The sequence below is a fragment of the Klebsiella sp. MISC125 genome, from assembly GCF_051131775.1.
In the GTDB taxonomy this organism is placed as follows: Bacteria; Pseudomonadota; Gammaproteobacteria; order Enterobacterales; family Enterobacteriaceae; genus Klebsiella.
Map to the genome: position 1 here is coordinate 1,162,766 of NZ_CP180448.1, position 19,750 is coordinate 1,182,515.

General features: G+C 54.3%; 17 protein-coding genes. 8 read left to right on the forward strand and 9 right to left on the reverse strand.

Annotated features, from left to right (window positions below; all coding sequences use genetic code 11):
* Positions 1-11: 11 nt before the first annotated feature.
* Both ACMYSL_RS05535 and ACMYSL_RS05540 read left to right on the forward strand, forming a co-directional pair.
* Positions 12-1,445, forward strand: coding sequence for a glycoside hydrolase family 32 protein (locus ACMYSL_RS05535; RefSeq protein ID WP_434661658.1), 1,434 nt, complete (start codon positions 12-14; stop codon positions 1,443-1,445).
* Between the two features lie 104 nt (positions 1,446-1,549).
* Positions 1,550-2,893 carry a carbohydrate porin gene (locus tag ACMYSL_RS05540; RefSeq protein ID WP_434661660.1) on the forward strand — a complete coding sequence of 448 codons (1,344 nt, stop codon included), beginning with the start codon at positions 1,550-1,552 and terminating at the stop codon, positions 2,891-2,893.
* 426 nt (positions 2,894-3,319) lie between these two features.
* Here the strand turns inward: ACMYSL_RS05540 and ACMYSL_RS05545 are convergent, their stop codons facing one another.
* From ACMYSL_RS05545 to ACMYSL_RS05570, 6 genes are all read right to left on the reverse strand, one after another.
* A complete protein-coding gene (locus ACMYSL_RS05545; RefSeq protein WP_434663962.1) occupies positions 3,320-4,450 on the reverse strand; it encodes an oligogalacturonate lyase family protein in 1,131 nt (376 codons plus the stop codon).
* 63 nt (positions 4,451-4,513) lie between these two features.
* Positions 4,514-5,800: an ABC transporter substrate-binding protein gene (locus ACMYSL_RS05550; RefSeq protein WP_110276428.1), complete on the reverse strand. Its 1,287-nt coding sequence runs from the start codon at positions 5,798-5,800 to the stop codon at positions 4,514-4,516.
* A 16-nt stretch (positions 5,801-5,816) separates the two neighbouring features.
* Positions 5,817-6,944 (reverse strand): ABC transporter ATP-binding protein, encoded by a 1,128-nt coding sequence (locus ACMYSL_RS05555; RefSeq protein ID WP_182234725.1) that lies wholly within the window; start codon positions 6,942-6,944, stop codon positions 5,817-5,819.
* Positions 6,945-6,956: 12 nt separating this feature from the next.
* The gene (locus ACMYSL_RS05560) at positions 6,957-7,859 is read right to left on the reverse strand and encodes a carbohydrate ABC transporter permease (RefSeq protein ID WP_304253390.1); all 903 of its coding nucleotides are present in this window, start codon (positions 7,857-7,859) and stop codon (positions 6,957-6,959) included.
* Positions 7,852-8,742 (reverse strand): carbohydrate ABC transporter permease, encoded by an 891-nt coding sequence (locus ACMYSL_RS05565; protein WP_110276431.1) that lies wholly within the window; start codon positions 8,740-8,742, stop codon positions 7,852-7,854. The genes ACMYSL_RS05560 and ACMYSL_RS05565 overlap by 8 nt, the downstream gene beginning before the upstream one ends.
* A 493-nt stretch (positions 8,743-9,235) precedes the next feature.
* Entirely contained in the window at positions 9,236-9,562 is a 327-nt protein-coding gene (locus ACMYSL_RS05570; RefSeq protein ID WP_110276432.1) for a cupin domain-containing protein, read from the reverse strand.
* 139 nt (positions 9,563-9,701) lie between these two features.
* On the opposite strand from ACMYSL_RS05570, the gene ACMYSL_RS05575 reads away from it, so the two are divergent.
* The gene (locus ACMYSL_RS05575; RefSeq protein WP_434663963.1) at positions 9,702-10,394 is read left to right on the forward strand and encodes an aspartate/glutamate racemase; all 693 of its coding nucleotides are present in this window, start codon (positions 9,702-9,704) and stop codon (positions 10,392-10,394) included.
* Here the strand turns inward: ACMYSL_RS05575 and ACMYSL_RS05580 are convergent.
* Entirely contained in the window at positions 10,381-11,307 is a 927-nt protein-coding gene (locus ACMYSL_RS05580) for a LysR family transcriptional regulator (protein ID WP_182234721.1), read from the reverse strand. The two genes, ACMYSL_RS05575 and ACMYSL_RS05580, sit on opposite strands and share 14 nt — an antisense overlap.
* A 134-nt stretch (positions 11,308-11,441) precedes the next feature.
* On the opposite strand from ACMYSL_RS05580, the gene lysA reads away from it, so the two are divergent.
* Positions 11,442-12,704: a diaminopimelate decarboxylase gene (gene lysA, locus ACMYSL_RS05585; RefSeq protein ID WP_434661663.1), complete on the forward strand. Its 1,263-nt coding sequence runs from the start codon at positions 11,442-11,444 to the stop codon at positions 12,702-12,704.
* 136 nt (positions 12,705-12,840) lie between these two features.
* On the opposite strand, the gene ACMYSL_RS05590 is transcribed toward lysA, so the two are convergent.
* Positions 12,841-13,842: a LacI family DNA-binding transcriptional regulator gene (locus ACMYSL_RS05590; protein WP_182240523.1), complete on the reverse strand. Its 1,002-nt coding sequence runs from the start codon at positions 13,840-13,842 to the stop codon at positions 12,841-12,843.
* 303 nt (positions 13,843-14,145) lie between these two features.
* On the opposite strand from ACMYSL_RS05590, the gene ACMYSL_RS05595 reads away from it, so the two are divergent.
* The 4 genes from ACMYSL_RS05595 (at position 14,146) to ACMYSL_RS05610 (ending at position 18,235) form a co-directional block, all read left to right on the forward strand.
* Complete coding sequence (locus ACMYSL_RS05595; protein WP_110276437.1) at positions 14,146-15,483, forward strand: PTS sugar transporter subunit IIC; 1,338 nt, start codon at positions 14,146-14,148, stop codon at positions 15,481-15,483.
* A gap of 7 nt (positions 15,484-15,490) precedes the next feature.
* A complete protein-coding gene (locus ACMYSL_RS05600) occupies positions 15,491-16,918 on the forward strand; it encodes a glycoside hydrolase family 1 protein (RefSeq protein WP_434661664.1) in 1,428 nt (475 codons plus the stop codon).
* 67 nt (positions 16,919-16,985) lie between these two features.
* Complete coding sequence (locus tag ACMYSL_RS05605) at positions 16,986-17,759, forward strand: GntR family transcriptional regulator (RefSeq protein WP_434661666.1); 774 nt, start codon at positions 16,986-16,988, stop codon at positions 17,757-17,759.
* On the forward strand, positions 17,756-18,235 hold the full coding sequence (locus ACMYSL_RS05610; RefSeq protein WP_434661668.1) for a GNAT family N-acetyltransferase: 480 nt from the start codon (positions 17,756-17,758) through the stop codon (positions 18,233-18,235). The genes ACMYSL_RS05605 and ACMYSL_RS05610 overlap by 4 nt, the downstream gene beginning before the upstream one ends.
* Here ACMYSL_RS05610 and galR read toward each other — a convergent pair.
* Positions 18,196-19,212 (reverse strand): HTH-type transcriptional regulator GalR, encoded by a 1,017-nt coding sequence (gene galR / locus ACMYSL_RS05615; RefSeq protein WP_112213968.1) that lies wholly within the window; start codon positions 19,210-19,212, stop codon positions 18,196-18,198. The two genes, ACMYSL_RS05610 and galR, sit on opposite strands and share 40 nt — an antisense overlap.
* Between the last annotated feature and the right edge of the window lie 538 nt (positions 19,213-19,750).

Here is a 19,750-nt window from a genome sequence, read left to right on the forward strand (position 1 = left end):
GAGTGAAGACTATGACGTACACAATTGCCAACGCTGAACAGGAATTACAGGCTAAACGCGAGGCGCTGAACTTGCGCTGGTATCCGCGCTACCACCTGGCCGCCCGCGCGGGCTGGATCAACGACCCGAATGGTCTGGTGTGGTTCGACGGCTGGTATCACGCTTTTTATCAGCATCACCCGTACTCGACCCAGTGGGGGCCGATGCACTGGGGGCATGCGCGCAGTAAAGATCTGGTTCACTGGGAGCATCTGCCGGTGGCGCTGGCCCCGGAAGGCCCGGAGGATAAAGACGGCTGTTTCTCCGGATCGGCGGTCGTTGATGGCGATACGCTGGCGCTGATTTATACCGGGCATAAATTCCACGGTGACGCCAGCGATGAGGCTAATCTCTATCAGGTGCAGTGTCTGGCGACCAGCCGCGACGGTATTCACTTTGAGCGCCAGGGGATCGTGGTCGATACCCCGCCGGACATGCACCATTTCCGCGACCCGAAAGTGTGGCGGGAAGGGGAGTGCTGGTACATGATCGTCGGCGCTCGCGATGGCGACACAGGGCAGGTGCGGCTGTATCGTTCTGCCGATCTGCGCCAGTGGCACGACGCGGGCGTTCTCGACGAGGCAGAGAAAGAGATGGGTTATATGTGGGAGTGCCCGGACTTTTTCACTCTCAATGGTAAACACATATTGATGTTTTCCCCGCAGGGGATTGCGGCAAAAGGCTATCAGAACCGTAACCTTTTCCAGAGCGGCTATCTGCTCGGCGACTGGCGGCCGGGGCAGGCGTTTGTTCGCGAGGGGGAATTTGCTGAGATGGATCATGGGCACGATTTTTATGCCCCGCAGAGCTTTCTCACCCCCGATGGCCGCCGTATCGTGATTGGCTGGCTGGATATGTGGGAATCGCCGCAGCCGGAGCAGCAGGATGGCTGGTCGGGTATGCTTTCGCTACCGCGCGAGCTGAGCCTGAGCGCGGATAACCGTCTGCAAATGCGCCCGGCTAAAGAGGTCGAGAGCATGCGCGGAGCCTGGTTCCCGTGGCCGGTCACAACGCTGAAAAACCAGCAGACGATGATGGTGGAAAACTGTGAAGCCATGGAGGTCATCCTGAACTGGGATTGCGCCAACAGCAGCGCTGAGCAGTATGGTCTGAGCTTCGGTGATGGTCTGCGTATTTACGTGGACGCGCAGATGCAGCGCCTGGTGCTGGAGCGTCATTATCCGCAGTATGGTCTGTGCGGGGTACGTAGCGTGCCGTTGACCGCAGGGGCAGAGCTGAAGTTAAGGATATTCTTCGATAGCTCTTCCGTCGAAGTGTTTGTTAATGATGGTGAGGCTTGTCTCAGTAGTCGTATATATCCGGATGCAGACAATCGCGAATTGGCTTTATTTGCCTGGAGCGGTTCGGCGTTTTTAACTGAAGCGGGAGCCTGGCAACTCGAATAATCATTATTTCATTATCGTTAATAACCCGTCTTCGAGGATGGGCGGGTTATTATTGTCGTGTTTTACCTATAAATAAAAACTTAATTTAATAAAAGGGTTTGCCGATGAATAAAATCTGGGTCGGGTGTTTTCTGACGTCTTTATTTACCCCTCTGGCTAATGCGCAGGAGCCATTAACACTCGAAGAACGGCTGGCGCAAATGGAGCAACGGCTGAAAGCGACGGAACAGCGGGCATCCAGCGCGGAGGCGGAGATCCGAGCGCTAAAACGTCAGGAGACGCCAACGGCGGTGGCCAGTACCGCACCCGCTAAGCCCACTTTGCAGCTTAATGATTATGGTGAATTAAAATTCTATGGCGACGTTGAATTTAATATGGACGGCGCCAGCCGCACCGGTAGTTTAACGTCGGTGAAAACCAGCGCTAATAAAAACTGGGCACCGGGAGATAAAGAACGTTGGGATATTAACGGACGTATTCTTCTGGGCTTTGATGGATTACGCAAAGGCGCTAACGGGAAATATGCTGGATTCAGCGTCCAGCCGCTGGCGGATATGAATGGTAAAATGAATCTTGATGACGCGGCATTTTTCTTTGGTCAGGAGAGTGACTGGAAAATAAAAATTGGTCGCTTCGAAGCTTACGATATGTTCCCGCTGAATCAGGATACCTTTATTGAATATTCCGGCAATACGGCGAACGATCTGTATAGCGATGGTTATGGCTATATTTACATGATGAAAGAGGGGCGTGGGCGTAGTAGTAGCGGCGGTAACTTCCTGCTGAGTAAAAACCTTGATAATTGGTACTTTGAGGTTAATACGCTGGTGGAAGACGGCAGCTCTCTGTTTGTCGATCAGAACTATCACGGCAACGCGCTGGATAACCGTAAAAACGTGGTTTACGTGCGCCCGGTGGCCGCGTGGCAGTCGGGTGCGTGGTCGGTAGCGGCGGCGCTGGAGAGTAACCTCGTCAATAACGCCTATGGTTATCAGAATCAAAACGGTCGCTGGGTCGATCAGTCCAGCCGCACCGGCTACGGCATGACGCTGAGCTGGAATACGCTGAAAACCGATGCCGAGGATGGGGCGGTGGTAAATCTGAGCACCGCGTATCTGGATGCGGCGGATGAAAAGGATTTCAGCGCCGGTATCAATGCGTTATGGCACCGCGTGGAGCTGGGCTATATCTATGCGCATAATAAAATCGACAGGTTTAATATGTCCGGTGTCAGCGCGGAATGTGACGGCGATTGCGCGATCCTGACGCCGGGGCGCTACGACATCCATACTATTCACACTTCATGGCTGCTGCCGAATATTATGGATATGCCGAACTTTAATATTTACCTCGGAGCCTATGCGTCGTGGCTGGATTCGTCGGCGGCGAAAAGCGGCAATACCGATGAACGCTACGGCGCTCGGGTGCGGTTTAAGTATTTCTTCTGACCGGTTTTCCCGGGTTGCGGCGTAAACGCCTTACCCGGGCTACCCCATCGCAAGCTTGCGGCGGACCCGTAGCCCGGGCAAGGCGCTTTGCGCCGCCCCCGGGATCAGAATGCAGAGTAGCTGAATGTCCCGGAGGCGATGCTGCGCATCTGTCCGGGCTACAAGTTTTCAGCCGTCTGCGATCCCGTAGCCCGGGCAGGCGCTTTGCGCCGCCCCCGGGATCAGGATGCTGAGTGGCTGAATGTCCCGGAGGCGATGCTGCGCATCAGTCTGGGCTACCCGTTTTTAGCCGTCTGCGGCCCCGTAGCCCGGGCAAGGCGCTTTGCGCCGCCCCGGGATCAGAATGCAGAGTAGCTGAATGTCCCGGAGGCGATGCTGCGCATCAGTCCGGGCTACCGGCCCACAGCCGGGGACGTTGCCGAGCGACTACACCTCAGCCAGATACAGCGCGGGCATGCCTTCTTTATCGGAAGTAAACAGCACCCAGCGGTTATCTGGTGAAAATGACGGATGCGGATGCGTTGCCTGACGCTCGCCTTCGATGACTTTCCAGGTCGAATCATGACGGCAAATCGCTTTTTGCTCACCGCTACGAATATCAAATACCCAGATAAACGGATCGTTCAGGCTAATATCACCGGTGCTGTGCGGCGCGCCGTCGCCGGTCACCAGAGAACCATCATGATTGCTCATCAGATGTGAACAAGGGGGGATCGCCATCAGCTGTTGGTTTTCCAGCGTTACCGGATCGGCACGATACAGATAACGATGCGGATCGTTTTCCTGATGGGCGACGTAGTAAAGCGCGGAACCATCCGGCACCCAGAACTCATGGGTAAAACTCTCTCCCGGTTGGTGTTGGCGAACTTTATGCATATTGCTGCCGTCAGCGTCGATAAGCCACATTCTGGCATCGATCGCATCGCGCGGGCCTTCGTGGCAGAAGGCGATGGTGTTGTCATCAAACGGACGATAAATCGGGTGGCCGAGCCAGCGTTTTTCCTGCAATACCACACGCTGTTCACCGCTGTGTAGATCGATATTAATCAGACGACATTCCGGTTCGGTAAAGTAAAAGTCGCGGAACTTGCTCCAGTCGGTCAGCGGCTGCCAGTCGCTTTTTTTGATTTCAATTCCCACCAGTTGGCTGCAATCGCTATTAGCAACCCAGGTGCCGTAAGCGACCCACTCGTCGTCCACCTGATAAACGACCTGTTCCTCCAGCGTCGCCAGGCTCACGCGGCGCAGCTGTTGGTTGTTTTTGACATACCACAGCGCCTGGTCATCCGCAGAAAGAAAACCGCCGAAGGTATTATCGCCCGGCCCGTCGGTAATCTGAGTGGCCTGCTGGGCGGCGATATCGAGTAAATAGTAGTTCCAGTGGCCTTCAAACGCGCCGCCGAAAATCAGCTTGCTACCGTCCTGGGTAAAGCATTTTTGATAGAAGTAATTACGGTGACAGATAACATGCGATGGCGTCATCCGGATCACCTGGTGACCGGTTTCGCTGTCCTGCGTGGTCCGAAAGTTCAGCGGGATGATTTTGCCTTTCATGATTGACTCCTTGCTAAAAAAATACCCCGCAGCCAGGGCTGCGGGGTAGGTACTGATAACGAGCCGTTAGCGCATCGCGCGGCGCAGGATACGGTCAGACTGACGCTGGAAATCCGCAGCCGTTTCTTCGACCGTTTTCTGTCCGTAATCGATGTACTGCAGAGAGGTACCGAACTGGGCAACGATCTGCGGGTCATCGAAGTATGGCGACACGGAAAGCTTGGTTGGCAGAGACTGCGCCAGCTTCAGGCCGGATACCGCCGGGTCATCGGCTTTAATGGTGCCGTCTTCGGTCAGGTATTGCACCGCCACTTTACTCAGCGGTACGCCGCGCTCCAGGCCCAGGGTATCAACCCCTTCCTTGCTGTTCAGCAGGAAGTTAATGACTTTCGCCGCTGCTTCCGGGTTTTTGGTCGATTTACCGATGGAGAGCATCTGTGCTGGTTTAAAGAACAGACCCGCGTCGGTAGCGCCCGGCAGCATTGGATAGTTACCCAGATCCAGCTTCGCTGGCGGCTTCAGGTTGTCGGAGTATTTGTTGATGGTGGAGTTCCACATATAGGTCCCCGCCCACTCGCCCTGAATCCACGGCTTCATTTCATACATATTGCTCTTGCCGAACGAGGCGTAGTACTTGGTGTCCGGCATCACGTGGCTGTCGATAAGCTTTTTATACATCTGGAAGAATTCAACCCACTGCTCTTTGCTGTAGGAGAACTTCTTGGTTTTTTCGTCGATAGCCGGCTGGTTATATTTCTGAATCATATATGAATTCAGCAACGCCAGGGTGTCCTGATGCTCCAGCACCACCGGGTAATACTGTTTACCCAGCTTGCTTTCGAAGGTTTTGCCCGCCGCCATCAGTTCGTCCCAGGTTTTCGGGTACTCGACGCCAGCTTTTTTCCAGGTCTCATCGTTGAAGTAGAACACGCGGGCGGTGACGGAAATGGGAATACCGTTAAGCTTGCCGTCCACCGTGGTGGTTTGCAGCTCTTTGGCATCGAACTGGCTCAGGTCGATAACGTCCTTCATCTTATTCAGATCGTAGAAGCCTTCGCCGTTTTTCGAGAAGATCGGCAGCCAGTTCCAGTTGGTCTGCATCACGTCAGGCTCGGTGCCGCCCGCGATCTGCGTGGTCAGGCGCGAAAGGTGACCGTCCCAGCCGGTATATTCCGCTTTGACGTTGATGTCTGGATTCTGTTTGTGGAACTCCTCCAGCGCCTTCAGGGTGACCTGATGGCGGCCGTTGCCGCCCCACCATGACATACGCAGGTCGACATCCTTCGCCATTGACGGTAACGCGGTAAGGCCCAGAGTTGCGGAGATTACGGCGCTTAAAAGCACTTTTTTCATTTTAATACTCCAGTGTTCACAGAGAGATGTTCTGTTCGGTTTTAGCGTCAAAGATATGGCACTTATTCATATCAAACTTAAAGTACACCTTACGATGAAGTCCTTTGGTGATCATGGGCTTAGCTTCATCAGAAGGAATTCGTGCAGTCAGTTCATACTCGCCAACTTTCAGGTAAATGAAGAATTCATGTCCCATGTTTTCGGCGCGAACCATTTCACCAATACAACCGCCTTCAGCGAACGGCTCATCGGAGAGCGAGACAAAATCAGGGCGAATACCATAGAACATATCCTGACCGGCGTAGCTGGCGACTTTCTCTTTTAGCGCGGCGCTTAACGGCATGGTCTGATTGCCAATAGTCAGGGATAGCTGGCCATTATCTTCTGTCAGTTTGCTGGCGCGGATGTTCATTTCCGGCGAGCCGATAAAGCCGGCCACAAACATGTTCTTCGGTTTGTGGTAGAGGTTGTCCGGGGTATCCACCTGCATGATATGACCCAGCTTCATTACGCAAATGCGGTCGCCCATGGTCATCGCTTCGGTCTGATCGTGGGTCACGTAAACCGTGGTCGCCGGTTTACCGGATGCCTTCAACTGCTTATGCAGGTCAGAGATACGAATACGCATCGAAGCACGCAGCTTGGCATCCAGGTTAGATAACGGTTCATCAAACAGGAACACGTCTGGCTTTTTCACAATCGCACGGCCTACGGCCACACGCTGAGCCTGACCACCGGAGAGCTGGCGCGGTAGTCTGTCCAGCAAATCGTCCAGCTCGAGGATTTTTGCCGCTTCGTTAACCTGGGCTTCGATCTGCGCTTTTGGCAGCTTGCTTAACTTCAGGCCAAAGGCCAGGTTTTCACGCACGGTCATGTGTGGGTAGAGCGCATAGTTCTGGAACACCATCGCAATCCCGCGCTCTTTTGGCGCGAGGTTGTTAACGATTTTTTCACCGATGCGTACTTCGCCGCCGCTGATGGTTTCCAGGCCAGCCAGCATGCGCAGGGTGGTTGACTTGGCGCAGCCGGATGGTCCGACGATCACCATGAATTCACCTTCAGCGATTTTCAGGTCGATAGCATGTACCGCTTTGAAGCCGTTGGAGTAGACCTTTTCCAGTTTGTTGAAAATAACTTCAGCCATGATATTTCCCTCTTAACCTTTAATTCCGCTGCTGGTAACGCCTTGAACAAAGTAGCGTTGTGCCAGGAAGAACACGATGATGGACGGCAGAATGGAGATGCTCGCCATTGCCAGAATTTCGTTCCACGGAGCGCCTTCCGTGACGTCGATGGACATTTTTAGCGCCAGTGCGATTGGATACTTGTCGACGCTGTAGACGTAAATCAGCGGGCCGATAAAGTCGTTCATTGACCACATGAACTGGAACAGTGCCACTGAGATAATCGCCGGTTTCAGAATCGGTACCACCACGTACCACAGCACCTGAATGGAGTTACAGCCGTCAATTTGCGCTGCTTCTTCCATGTCGCGCGGAACGCCGCGCAGGAACTGAATTAGCATGAACACGAAGAACCCTTGGGTGGCGAACGCCAGCGGCAGGTACAGCGGCAGATAGCTGTTCAGCATGCCCATTTCACGGAACATCAGGTACTGAGGAATCAACAGCACGGTGCTTGGCAGCAGCATGGTGGTGATAAGCGTTGCGAACCAGAACTTCTTCCATGGGATCTCGAAGCGGGCAAAGCCGTACGCCACGATGGTGGAGGAGATAATGGTCAGCAGTACTTTCGGGATCACATACTTGAAGGTGTTCAGCATGTAGTGGCCGAAGTTGTACTCGGTGCCGGTTTTCCAACCGTTGATAAAACCATCCCAGGTCGCGTGGGCAGGCCACAGGCTCAGGGTGGTGAAGATCTCGTGGTTCGGTTTGAACGACGCCGAGAACATCCATACCAGCGGGTAGAGCATCAGCAGGCCAACGAACAGCAGGATCACATAGCGGATACTGGCGTTGATTTTCTCACGACGCAGAGTCCGTGCGACTTCACGTTCGGCAATGTCCCTTGCTTGCGAGATTTGTTGGATATCAGCCATTTTTGCCTCCCTTATCGGCGGAGTAGAACACCCAATATTTCGAAGACTTAAACGCAATGGCGGCAAAGACCGCGACGACCAGGAACAGCACCCATGCCAGCGCCGCGCCGTAACCCATATCGAAGTACTTAAATGCGGTGTCGTAGATGTAGAGCGAGAACAGATAGGTGGAGTAGGTTGGGCCGCCGCCGGTTATGACGTACGGGCCGGTAAACTCCTGGAACGCCTGAGTGGTCTGCATGATGAAGTTGAAGAAAATAACCGGTGTGATCAGCGGCACCGTGACCTTCATAAACATCTGCCATTTTGAAGCGCCATCGATCATCGCCGCTTCATATTGAGATTGTGGAACGTTCTGCAAGGCGGCAAGGAAGATAACCATCGCTGAACCGAACTGCCAGACGCGCAGCAGGGTGACGGACATCAGCGCCAGAGACGGTTCGCCGAGCCAGTTAACCGGGTCGAAGCCGAGCACACCGATAAAGCTGTTCAGCAGGCCGTCGATGGCAAACAGCGCACGCCACAGAACGGCAATGGCGACTGAGCTGCCGAGAATCGACGGAATGTAGTAGGCGGTACGGAAAAAACCGATGCCGCGCAGTTTAAAGTTGAGGACGAAAGCAATCCCCAGCGCGAAAGCCAGTTTTAAAGGGATGGTTAAAAAGACATACGCAAACGTCACGCCCATGGATTTCCAGAAGAGGCCATCTTCGGTAAGCATGTAGCGATAGTTTTCGATGCCGTTAAACACCGGTGGACTCATCAAATCGTACTCAGTGAAACTGAGAAAGAAAGATGAAACAAAGGGAAAGGCGGTGAAGATTATCAACCCTATGATATAGGGCGATATCCATGCCAATCCCAGCATTCTGTTTTCATTCATACATACCTACCTGGCTTACGAGTTTGTAATACGGATTCGGGTTTAGTGCCTTTCCCGCGAGGAGTGTCGCCGGAAAGTTAATGCGTTCCTGGTATGTCAGCGATGAGTCATCCCTTGTTAGCTTTGAGTTTCTGAGCTCTTTTCACTCTAAAAAATCCCTACAGAGCATGTGTTTTTTGATTTTGCCTTACCTGGTGTCCTGATTTTGTAAAACACCGTTTTAAATTTATTTTATTGCGATTTATTACAGAGTCATTCAGTTCATCTCGGAAATGTGATCAAAGTCGAAACGATGTTTCAAAAAATGCGAGCGCGCGCATTTTGCAGAGATAGCGGGGAATTGAGAAGGGGGGTGAAAATGAGAGCTGAGGCTGGTCTGGCGGGGTTAATTGCTTTGCTAATGATTGTTATTGAACATACTTTATGACAATTATTTTTGGCGGAAAAGTTCAAAAAATGGTGGGCATGCGAGGCATGCCCTGGTGAGGGGAAACTATTTTTGCAGAAAATCCTGGCGGACGGGGGTAAACGTATCGAGCAGCGTCCCCGGCTTCAGGCAGATACAGCCGTGCATGATTTCCGGTTTCTTGTAGAGCGTATCGCCCGCGCTAACCACGTGCTTTTCATCACCAATGGTGAATTCAAACTCACCGGAGAGCACATAGGTGAGCTGCTCGTGAGGGTGGTTATGCATTGGCCCAATGGCACCCGCTTCGAAGTTCACCTCGACCGCCATCATCTTGCCATCATGCGCAAGAATGCGACGGGTGACGCCATTGCCCAGATCTTCAAGGGTGGTCTCTTTATGAAAAATAAACATCCGGTCATCCTGTGTTTAAGTGAAACAGTGTTTTATTTAATTTATCCCACATTCCTATAAAAGGAAACGATCGTCAGGAGAAGGTGGAAAGTTGATCACAAGTTTGGTTCACTGAAGGACTTCACATAAGGAGCGAATGATGAAAACGATTGGCCTGTTGGGTGGGATGAGCTGGGAATCGACGATTCCCTACTATCGCCTGATTAATGAAGGTATCAAAGCGCGCCTGGGCGGTCTGCACTCCGCCAGCCTGCTGCTGCACAGCGTGGATTTTCATGAAATCGAGGCCTGCCAGTCCTCGGGCGATTGGGACCGTGCGGGTGAGATCCTGGCACAGGCGGCTTTCGGGCTACAGCAAGCGGGGGCCGAAGGCATCGTGCTGTGTACTAACACCATGCATAAGGTCGCCGAAGCCATTGAAACGCGCTGCGACGTGCCGTTCCTGCATATTGCCGATGCCACCGGGCGGGCGATTACTGCCAAAGGCCAGAGCCGCGTTGCCCTGCTGGGGACGCGCTATACCATGGAGCAGGATTTTTATCGCGGCCGCTTACAGCAGCAGTTCGCCATCGACACGCTGATTCCTGAAGCTGAAGACCGTGAACGTATCAACCAGATCATCTTTGATGAACTGTGCCTGGGCACCTTTAGCGCAGAATCACGTGACTACTATCTGCAGGTCATTGACGCCCTGGCGGAGCAGGGGGCTGAAGGGGTGATTTTCGGTTGTACTGAAATCGGTCTGCTGGTACCCGCAGAAAGCAGTCCTCTGCCGGTGTTTGATACCGCGGCGATTCATGCTGCGGATGCGGTGGAGTTTATGCTTTCGTAAGCACCGCTTCGAGCGGGGTCAGGATGCGCGGCAGGCTATTTTGCAGATGCAGAGCGAAAGCATCGACCAGCGCAGAGCCAGGGCGGTGCAGCGGGCGAACCAGGCTGACGGTAAACGGCACTTCAATACTAAAGCGGCGCACCACTACGCCGTTCCCGGCGTAATCCAGCGCGGTGAGTGGGTTGACCACCGAGATCCCCACCCCCGCGCGTACCATTGCGCAAATTGAGGCCGCGCTGTGCGTTTCGACGACCATTCGCCGTTTGACTTGATGATCGAGGAATAAAGCATCCAGTAATTGACGGTAGCTATCCGTTCGCGACAGGCTGATATAGTTTTCGCCGTGAAAATCCGCAGGCGTCAGCTCTTGTTTAGCGGCAAGCGGGTGGCCTTGCGGCAGTACGCACACTTCATTTAGCGTTAGTAGCGGCGTGCGCTCGGTTCCGGCGGGGGTATGCAGGGTTTCGGTCAGACCAAGATCGTGACGCTGAGCTGAAAGCCACTCTTCCAGCAGCGGCGACTCCTGGGGGACGATTTGCAGGCTGACGTCCGGGTAGCGCGCCAGAAAAGGTTGTAGCAACAGGGGTAAAAACGACTGGGAAAAAACCGGTAAACATACTACCGACAGCTCGCCCTGGCGGAACTCGCGCAGGCTTTCTGCCGCGCTGACGATTCTGTCGAGGCCATACCACGAGCGCTGCACTTCTTCAAACAGGCGTAACCCCTGAACCGTTGGCTGCAGGCGACCGCGGGCGCGGGCAAACAGCTTCAGGCCCAATACCTTTTCAAAGCGCGCCAGCTCGCGGCTGACGGTCGGCTGCGAGGTATGCAGCATCCGCGCGGCTTCCGTCAGATTGCCGGTGGTCATTACCGCATGGAAAATTTCAATATGGCGCAGGTTTACGGCGGGCATGGGGGTTCCTCAAGTGACGTGAGCTATATCATTTTTGCATAGACTGGCAATAAAACGATATTTTTTATTCCTTACAGGCTGTGGCGTAATCGTAAAAAAACACAAACAACGCACACACAGCACCGGAGTTCCTTATGCCACGCTCGCTTTACGCTACTGATACCGATCTGACCGCAGAGAACCTGCTGCGGTTGCCTGCCGAATTTGGCTGCCCGGTCTGGGTCTACGACGCGCAGATTATTCGCCGTCAGATTACCCAACTGAGTCAGTTCGACGTCGTGCGTTTTGCGCAGAAGGCCTGCTCAAATATTCATATTCTGCGTCTGATGCGTGAACTGGGCGTTAAAGTGGACTCGGTGTCGCTGGGCGAGATCGAGCGCGCGCTGGCGGCGGGATATGATCCGCACCAGCATCCGGAAGATATCGTTTTTACCGCTGACCTGATTGACGATGCAACGCTGGCGCGGGTGAAAGAGTTGCAGATCCCGGTCAACGCCGGGTCTATCGACATGCTAAGCCAACTGGGTGAAGTCTCTCCGGGCCACCGCGTCTGGCTGCGCGTGAATCCAGGCTTCGGCCACGGTCACAGTCAAAAAACCAATACCGGCGGCGAAAACAGTAAACACGGGATCTGGTACAGCCATTTACCGGCGGCGCTGGAAGTGATGCGCCGCTACCAGCTACAGCTGGTGGGTATTCATATGCATATCGGTTCCGGCGTCGATTACGGCCACCTGGAACAGGTATGCGGCGCGATGGTGCGTCAGGTTATCGAGTTCGGCCAGGATCTGCAGGCGATCTCTGCCGGCGGTGGATTGTCGATCCCCTACCATGAAGATGAAGAGGCGATCGATACCGATCACTACTTCGGATTGTGGAATGCGGCGCGCGAGCAGGTGGCGAAGCATTTGGGTCATCCGGTGAAACTGGAAATCGAGCCGGGTCGCTTCCTGGTGGCGGAATCCGGGGTGCTGGTTTCTCAGGTTCGCAGCGTGAAAGAGATGGGCAGTCGCCACTTCGTGCTAATTGACGCCGGTTTCAACGATCTGATGCGTCCGTCAATGTACGGCAGCTATCACCACATCACCGCTCTGGCTGCTGATGGCCGCGACCTTAGCGCTGCTGGGGAGATTAAAACCGTGGTTGCCGGGCCGCTATGCGAATCGGGCGACGTCTTTACCCAGCAGGAAGGGGGAAAGGTAGAAACGCGGTTGCTGCCAGCGGTAGTACCGGGCGATTACCTGGTGCTGCACGACACCGGCGCTTACGGCGCATCGATGTCTTCTAACTACAATAGCCGTCCGCTGTTACCTGAAGTGCTGTTCGACAACGGCAAAGCGAGGCTGATCCGTCGTCGTCAGACGATTGAAGAGCTGTTGGCGCTTGAGCTGCTGTGAGTTGATGTGAAGGCGTTTTGCCCATAGTGCCCGCGTTTCTGTCGGGTGGCGGCTGACGCCTTACCCGACGGGGATTGTGAATTTTGTAGGCCCGGTAAGGCGTTAGCCGCCACCGGGCAATTGCAACTTCAGCTAATTACTTGTAATACGGCCCGGTCGTCACCGATTCGCGCAGCACCAGCGTACCGGTAAACGGTGGGATCGTCTCAATCGGCTGATCGTTCGCCAGCTTGATCGCCTGATCGATAGCGGTGGTTATCATGTTATCGATCGGCAGATAGACCGTGGACAGCCCCGGTTCCAGCCATTTTGCGCTCGGCGCGTCATCGAAACCGAACAGCGAAATATCCTGCGGGATCCGCAGCCCCGCCTGATACAGCGCCTTCGAAGCGCCCAGCGCCATATCATCGTTACAGGAAAACAGCGCGCTAAACGGCGTCTTCTCTTCTAACAGTTCACGGCACAGCTCATAACCGCGGGTCATGGTGGAATCGCCGTACTTCACTTTGGCCGGATCCCACTCGATACCGTGTTTTTTCAGCGCATTACGATAACCTTCCAGACGGGCTTTACCCGTCGGCGTGTGCATCGGCACGGTAATACAGGCGATATCGCGATGACCCTGGGTAATCAGGTACTCAACGGCCTGAAACGCCGCGTCCTGTTGTTCGAAGAACACGCAGATCTCTCGCGCCTGGCTGACGTCGCGGTTAATGACCACCAGCGGCATGTCGATGGACTCAATCAGCGACATGATTTTCTTTTCGCTCATATGGCGGGTGTAGAGCACGATGGCGTCGCACTGACGATCGGCCAGCATCTGCACCGCTTCTTCTTCACGCTCCGGCGCATCGTGGCCGTCGGTGACGATCAGCTGTTTGCCCCAGGCCTCCGTTTGTCGGGATGCCTGCTGTAGCAAGCGTCCGAAATAGAAGCCATCGAAGGTGGAGACCACCAGACCGATGCTGTTGCTCGTGCGGTTCGCCAGCGAGCGGGCGAGAAAGTTAGGCCGATAGCCCAGCTCTTCCATCGCTTTAAAAACCTGTTGGCGGGTGCTCTCTTTCACCTGACCTGTGCCGTTCAACACGCGGGAAACCGTCGCTTTAGAGACGCCTGCGCGAATTGAGACATCCAGCATTGTTGCCATTGTTACGATTCCTGATATCACGTGGTAACGCGCAGTTTATCACAGACATTCAGGGGGATATGGCCTCAAGGCAGCGTAAAAAACTATCGCGATCACGCTTTTACAGGAATTGATCGTCTGAAAAAATCAAATGGCAAATGCGGTATGCCAATTTTGCGTTATTTGGAATACCAGTAGAGAGGTTGCGAGCTTAGTCACAGAACTTTTTCTCACCAGTGATTATTTTTGGTATGCCAATAGGTGTTTGGCTGTACACCTGGTGCGCTAAAAGCCCTTAAACCTGAGGTATCCTCTATGGCATTGCAGGACAAATTGATCGACTCTCTGGGGAGTTTCGCCACGAAATTCAACAGCTATCGCTACATCATGGCAATAAAGTCCGCCTTTATTACCCTGATGCCAGTGATCATTGTCGGTGCCTTTTCGGTGCTGATCTCCAACATGGTGCTGGATCCTAAAAACGGACTGGCCAGTTTTCAGTCGCTCTCTTTTCTGGCGGCGCTAAAACCGATCACCAGCGCGATTAACTACGCGACGCTTAACTTTCTCAACATCGGCGCGGTCTTTCTTATCGGTATCGAGCTCGGGCGGATTAACGGCATCAAGAGCCTGTTTCCTGGGCTGCTGGCGGTAATCTGTTTTATCTGCGTCACGCCGACCACCGTTGAAATGATGGTCGACGGGCAAATGCATGAAGTGAAAGATGTGCTGCTGCGCCAGTTCTCCGATACCCGCAGCCTGTTCCTCGGCATGTTTATCGCCATTCTGTCGGTGGAGATCTACTGCTGGCTGGAAGGGCGTAAGGGGCTGAAGATCAAGATGCCGGATACCGTACCGCCCAACGTATCGGCGTCGTTTTCCGCTCTGATCCCATCAATTATCACCACTACGCTGATTGCCACCTTTGGCTTTATTTTTCATCAGACCACCGGCATGTATCTCTATGACGCGGTTTATCAAGTGGTGCAGCAGCCGCTGGAGCGGGTGGTGCAAAGCCTGCCGGGGATCCTGTTGCTGATGTTCGTTGCGCAGCTGTTCTGGGTTATCGGCATCCACGGTAACCAGATGATCAAACCGATCCGCGAGCCGCTGCTGCTGGGGGCGATCACCGTCAATATGAGCGCCTTTGAGCAGGGCAAAGAGGTGCCGAATATCATTACCATGCCGTTCTGGGATGTTTATATGAGCATCGGCGGTTCAGGGCTGACGATTGGCCTGCTGATTGCGGTGATGATCGGCACGAAACGCAAAGAGATGAAGGAGATCGCCAAACTGTCGATTGGTCCAGGACTGTTCAATATCAACGAGCCGGTGATTTTCGGTATGCCGATTATGCTCAACCCGATCCTCGCGATCCCCTTTATTATCACTCCGCTGGTGACCGGTAGCATCGGCTACTTTGCGACTGCCGCCGGTTTTGCTGGTAAAGCGGTGGTGATGGTGCCGTGGACCACGCCGCCGCTGATTAATGCCTGGCTCTCTACGGCGGGCTCGATGGGCGCGGTGGTCACGCAGCTTATCTGCATCGTAACCGCGGTGCTTATCTACCTGCCGTTCGTCAAAATTGCCTCCCGCCGTGCGGACACCGCTCAGCGCCAGGCGGAAAACGCGCAGGTCAGCCAAAACGCATGAGGACACTATGAGTACAGTAAGGATGGCGATCCCCCACGACTTTATCCTCGGCGCTGCCGCTTCGGCGTGGCAAACCGAGGGCTGGAGCGGCAAGCAAGAGGGCCAGGATTCCTGGCCGGATCTCTGGTACAAGAACGACCGCTACGTCTGGCATAACGGCTATGGTCCGGCGGTGGCGACCGATTTTATCAACCGCTTTCGCGAAGATGTACAGTTGATGAAGCTGGCGGGCCTGACTCATTACCGGACCTCAATCAACTGGTCGCGCTTTCTCACCGACTATGAAAACGTCACTGTCGATGAAGCGTATGCGACGTATTACGACCAGTTGTTTGATGAGCTGCTGGCGAACGGCATTGAGCCGATGATCTGCCTTGAGCACTATGAACTCCCGGGCTATTTGCTGGAGCAGTACGGCGGCTGGGCATCGAAAAAAGTGGTGGAGCTGTTTGTGCAGTACGCAGAGAAGGTTTTTGCCCGTTATCACCACAAGGTGACGCGCTGGTTTACCTTCAATGAGCCGATTGTGGTGCAGACTCGGGTTTACCTGGATGCGCTGCGCTGGCCCTACGAACAGAACACCGGTACCTGGATGCAGTGGAATCACCACAAAGTGCTGGCGACGGCGAAAGTGGTCAGGCTGTTTCGCGAGAAGGGTTATCGCGGCACGGTAGGTTGTATTCTCAACCCGGAGGTCACTTATCCGCGTTCCAGAGCGCTCCATGACGTGCGCGCCGCCGAAATCTACGATCTGTTTTATAACCGGGTATTCCTCGATCCGCTGGTTCATGGCGAATACCCGCCGGAGCTGCTTACCCTGCTCGAACAGCATGATGTTGCCTGGGATTATTGCGCGGAAGAATTAGCGATTATCCGTGAAAACACCGTCGATGAGTTGGGGATTAATCTCTACTACCCACATCGCGTTAAGGCCCCGTCGCGCGCCTGGCACCCGCAAACGCCGTTCCATCCGGCTTACTATTATGAGCCTTTTGAACTTCCGGGACGGAAGATGAACAGCTCCCGCGGTTGGGAAATCTATCCGCAAATCGTTTTTGATATGGCGATGCGCATCAAACAGGATTATCGCAATATCCCGTGGTTTGTGGCGGAAAGCGGTATGGGCGTTGAGAACGAAGGGCAGTTTCGTAACAGCGAAGGCACCATCGCTGACGACTACCGCATTCGATTTATCAGCGAGCATCTGTGGCAAACCCTGCGCGCGCGCGAAGCGGGGGCCAACTGTCACGGCTATATGCTGTGGGCGTTTACTGACAACGTTTCGCCGATGAACGCCTTTAAGAATCGCTACGGGCTGATTGAAATCGATCTGCAAAATAACCGGGCGCGACGACCGAAGGCTTCCGCCAGCTGGTTCCGTCAGCTACGGGAGAGTCGTGAGTTAACGCTGGATATTGACGATGAGTGGCGCTAGCCGAGCTTAAATTTTGCTAAGATAGCGCCGATATTGACTCGCAGGCTCAAAACGCACAGGTGATATTGTGGAGAAGGCTATCATTCCGCCGGAAAAGAAACCCTACCAGGAAATTGGTGATGATTTACGCGCACAGATTGCGCAGGGGCGCTATCCCATCGGGTCGCGCCTGCCGCCGGAACGCAATATTGCCGAAACCTACGGTGTGAGTCGGACGATCGTGCGTGAAGCGCTGCTGATGCTGGAGCTGCAGGGGACTGTCGATATTCGCCAGGGCTCTGGGGTGTACGTTATGCGCATCCCGCATGAGGACGATAGCGAGGAAGAACAGATGCTGAGCAGCGACGTCGGGCCGTTTGAAATCCTGCAGGCCCGTCAGCTGCTGGAGAGCAATATCGCCGCTTTTGCCGCCAAAATGGCCACCCGCGCCGATATCGATAACCTGAAAAGGATTATCGAACAGGAGCAGCGGGCTATCGCCGCCAATGATACCACCCAGGATAACGCTCGACTGTTTCACCTGGTGCTGGCCGGGGCGACGCAAAATCAGATGCTGCTGGCGACGGTTGAGCGCATCTGGCTGCAAATGGACAGCAGCCCGCTGTGGCAGCAGTTCAATGTGCATATCGCCAGCCGCGCTTATCGCCTGAAGTGGCTTGGCGAGCGGCAAACGCTCCTCGCCGCCCTGCGCCGTCGCGACGTGATGGGGGCCTGGCAGGCGATGTGGCAGCATCTTGAAAATGTGAAAAATAGCCTGCTGGAGCTCTCTGATGAAGACGCGCCGGACTTTGACGGCTATCTGTTTGAGTCGGTGCCGATTTTTCAGGGAAAGCTGGTGTGATTATTCAGCCTCTTTACGCCGGAGCGCAGCACGCCGAGCAGGTGACGGAGTGGCTATGGCAGGCGTTTGGCGGCGATACGCTGCCGCAGGCCTTTTTCGCCAGCATTGTTGAATACAGCCAGATGCCCAACGCGCTGCCGATCACCTTTATTGCCGTCGAAGATGGGAAATTGCTGGGAACCGTTGGCCTGTGGCGTTGCGACTTGATCAGCCGTCAGGACCTGTATCCGTGGATGGCGGCGCTGTACGTTGCGCCAGAGGCGCGGGGGAAGGGGTTGGCAGGAAAACTACAGCAGCACGTTATTGAGTATGCCCGGACGCTGGGTTATTCCGAGCTGTTTCTCTATTCCGCTTGTCGCGATTTTTATGAGCGTTTTGGCTGGCAATATATCGGCGAGGGCCTGGATTATCCGGCCACCGCCGTCAGTTTATACCGCTACGATTTGTCGCCATCAAGCGGCGCGATCACCGAATGACGGCGGACCAGCGTCGGGCTGAAAAGGTGGGTAATTTCCGGTGCTGGACGATGTTCCGCCAGCGCTAGCGCCAGTTCGGCAGCCTGAGTCGCCATGGTCACTATCGGGTAGCGCACGGTGGTCAGACGCGGGCGCACGTAGCGTGAAATCAGCACATCATCAAAGCCAATCAGCGAAATCTCACGCGGTACATCAATACCGTTATCGTTTAACACGCCCATCGCACCGGCGGCCATTGAGTCGTTATAGCAGGCCACGGCGCTAAAGTTTCGCCCGCGGCCCATCAGCTCGGTCATCGCCTGCTCGCCGCCGCTCTCGTCAGGCTCAGCGAACGTCACCAGCCGATCGTTGCACGGCAGACCGCTCTCTTTTAAGGCATCGTAATACCCTTGCAGACGATCTTCGGCATCAGAAATGGCGTGGTTGGAACACAGGTAGCCAATGCGAGTGTGCCCTTGTTGAATCAGATGGCGGGTCGCCAGCCATGCGCCGTAGCGGTCGTCCAACGCCACGCAGCGCTGCTCGAAGCCGGGTAAAATACGGTTGATTAATACCATGCCGGGAATTTGTTTCATCAGCGAGGCCAGTTCGTCATCAGGGATGATTTTGGCGTGAACGACCAGCGCGGCACAGCGATGGCGAATCAGTTGTTCAATCGCCTGGCGCTCTTTATGGACGCTGTGATAGCCGTTACCGATCAGCAAAAAATTGCCGGTATTGTAGGCCACCTGTTCGACGGCCTTGACCATCGCGCCGAAAAAGGGGTCGGAAACATCGCCCACCACCAGACCGACGGTTTCCGTTGACTGCTGCGCCAGCGCGCGGGCATTGGCGTTTGGATGATAATTTAACGTTTCCATTGCCGCGCCTACCGACTGGCGAGAGGCTTCGCTGGCTTTTGGTGAGTTGTTGATAACGCGGGAGACGGTAGCGACAGAAACTCCTGCGAGTCGGGCTACATCCTTTATAGTCGCCATACCAGGCCTTTTAGGGTAAACGCTTACATATCGGTTATGTTACGGGAAAGTGCGGCAGATTCAAGGCTCGGTACTATTGGGTTAGCGCAATTGTGATGCAGATTAGCCTTGCTGGTGAAAAAGTTACCCACAGGCATTCTGAAGAATGATACAGGAAGGGATAATTCACACCTTTGCTTACACTTTGCGGTTAGCTGTTGCGAATGTTCGCTGGTTTACCCATTCAGGGCATTGATATTCTGGTTATCCCAGAGGTATTGATAGGTGGAGTCGACTTCAGGTTGACTACTCTAATTACACCAGCCTGCGCAGATGCGCAGGTTTTTTTTTGCCCACCGTTAGCCATTGTTACAGTTACCGAAAATAGCAATAACTGGTTGCACTTAGGCTCATTCCCTTGCGTTTTATAACTGGTATCGGCGGGTGAAAAAACGAGACAATCAGGATCCCAGAGGTATTGATAGGTGAGTTTTTTAAGTACGCTTTTCGTACTGATTATCTTGCACCGACCTGCGCAGATGCGCAGGTTTTTTTTGCT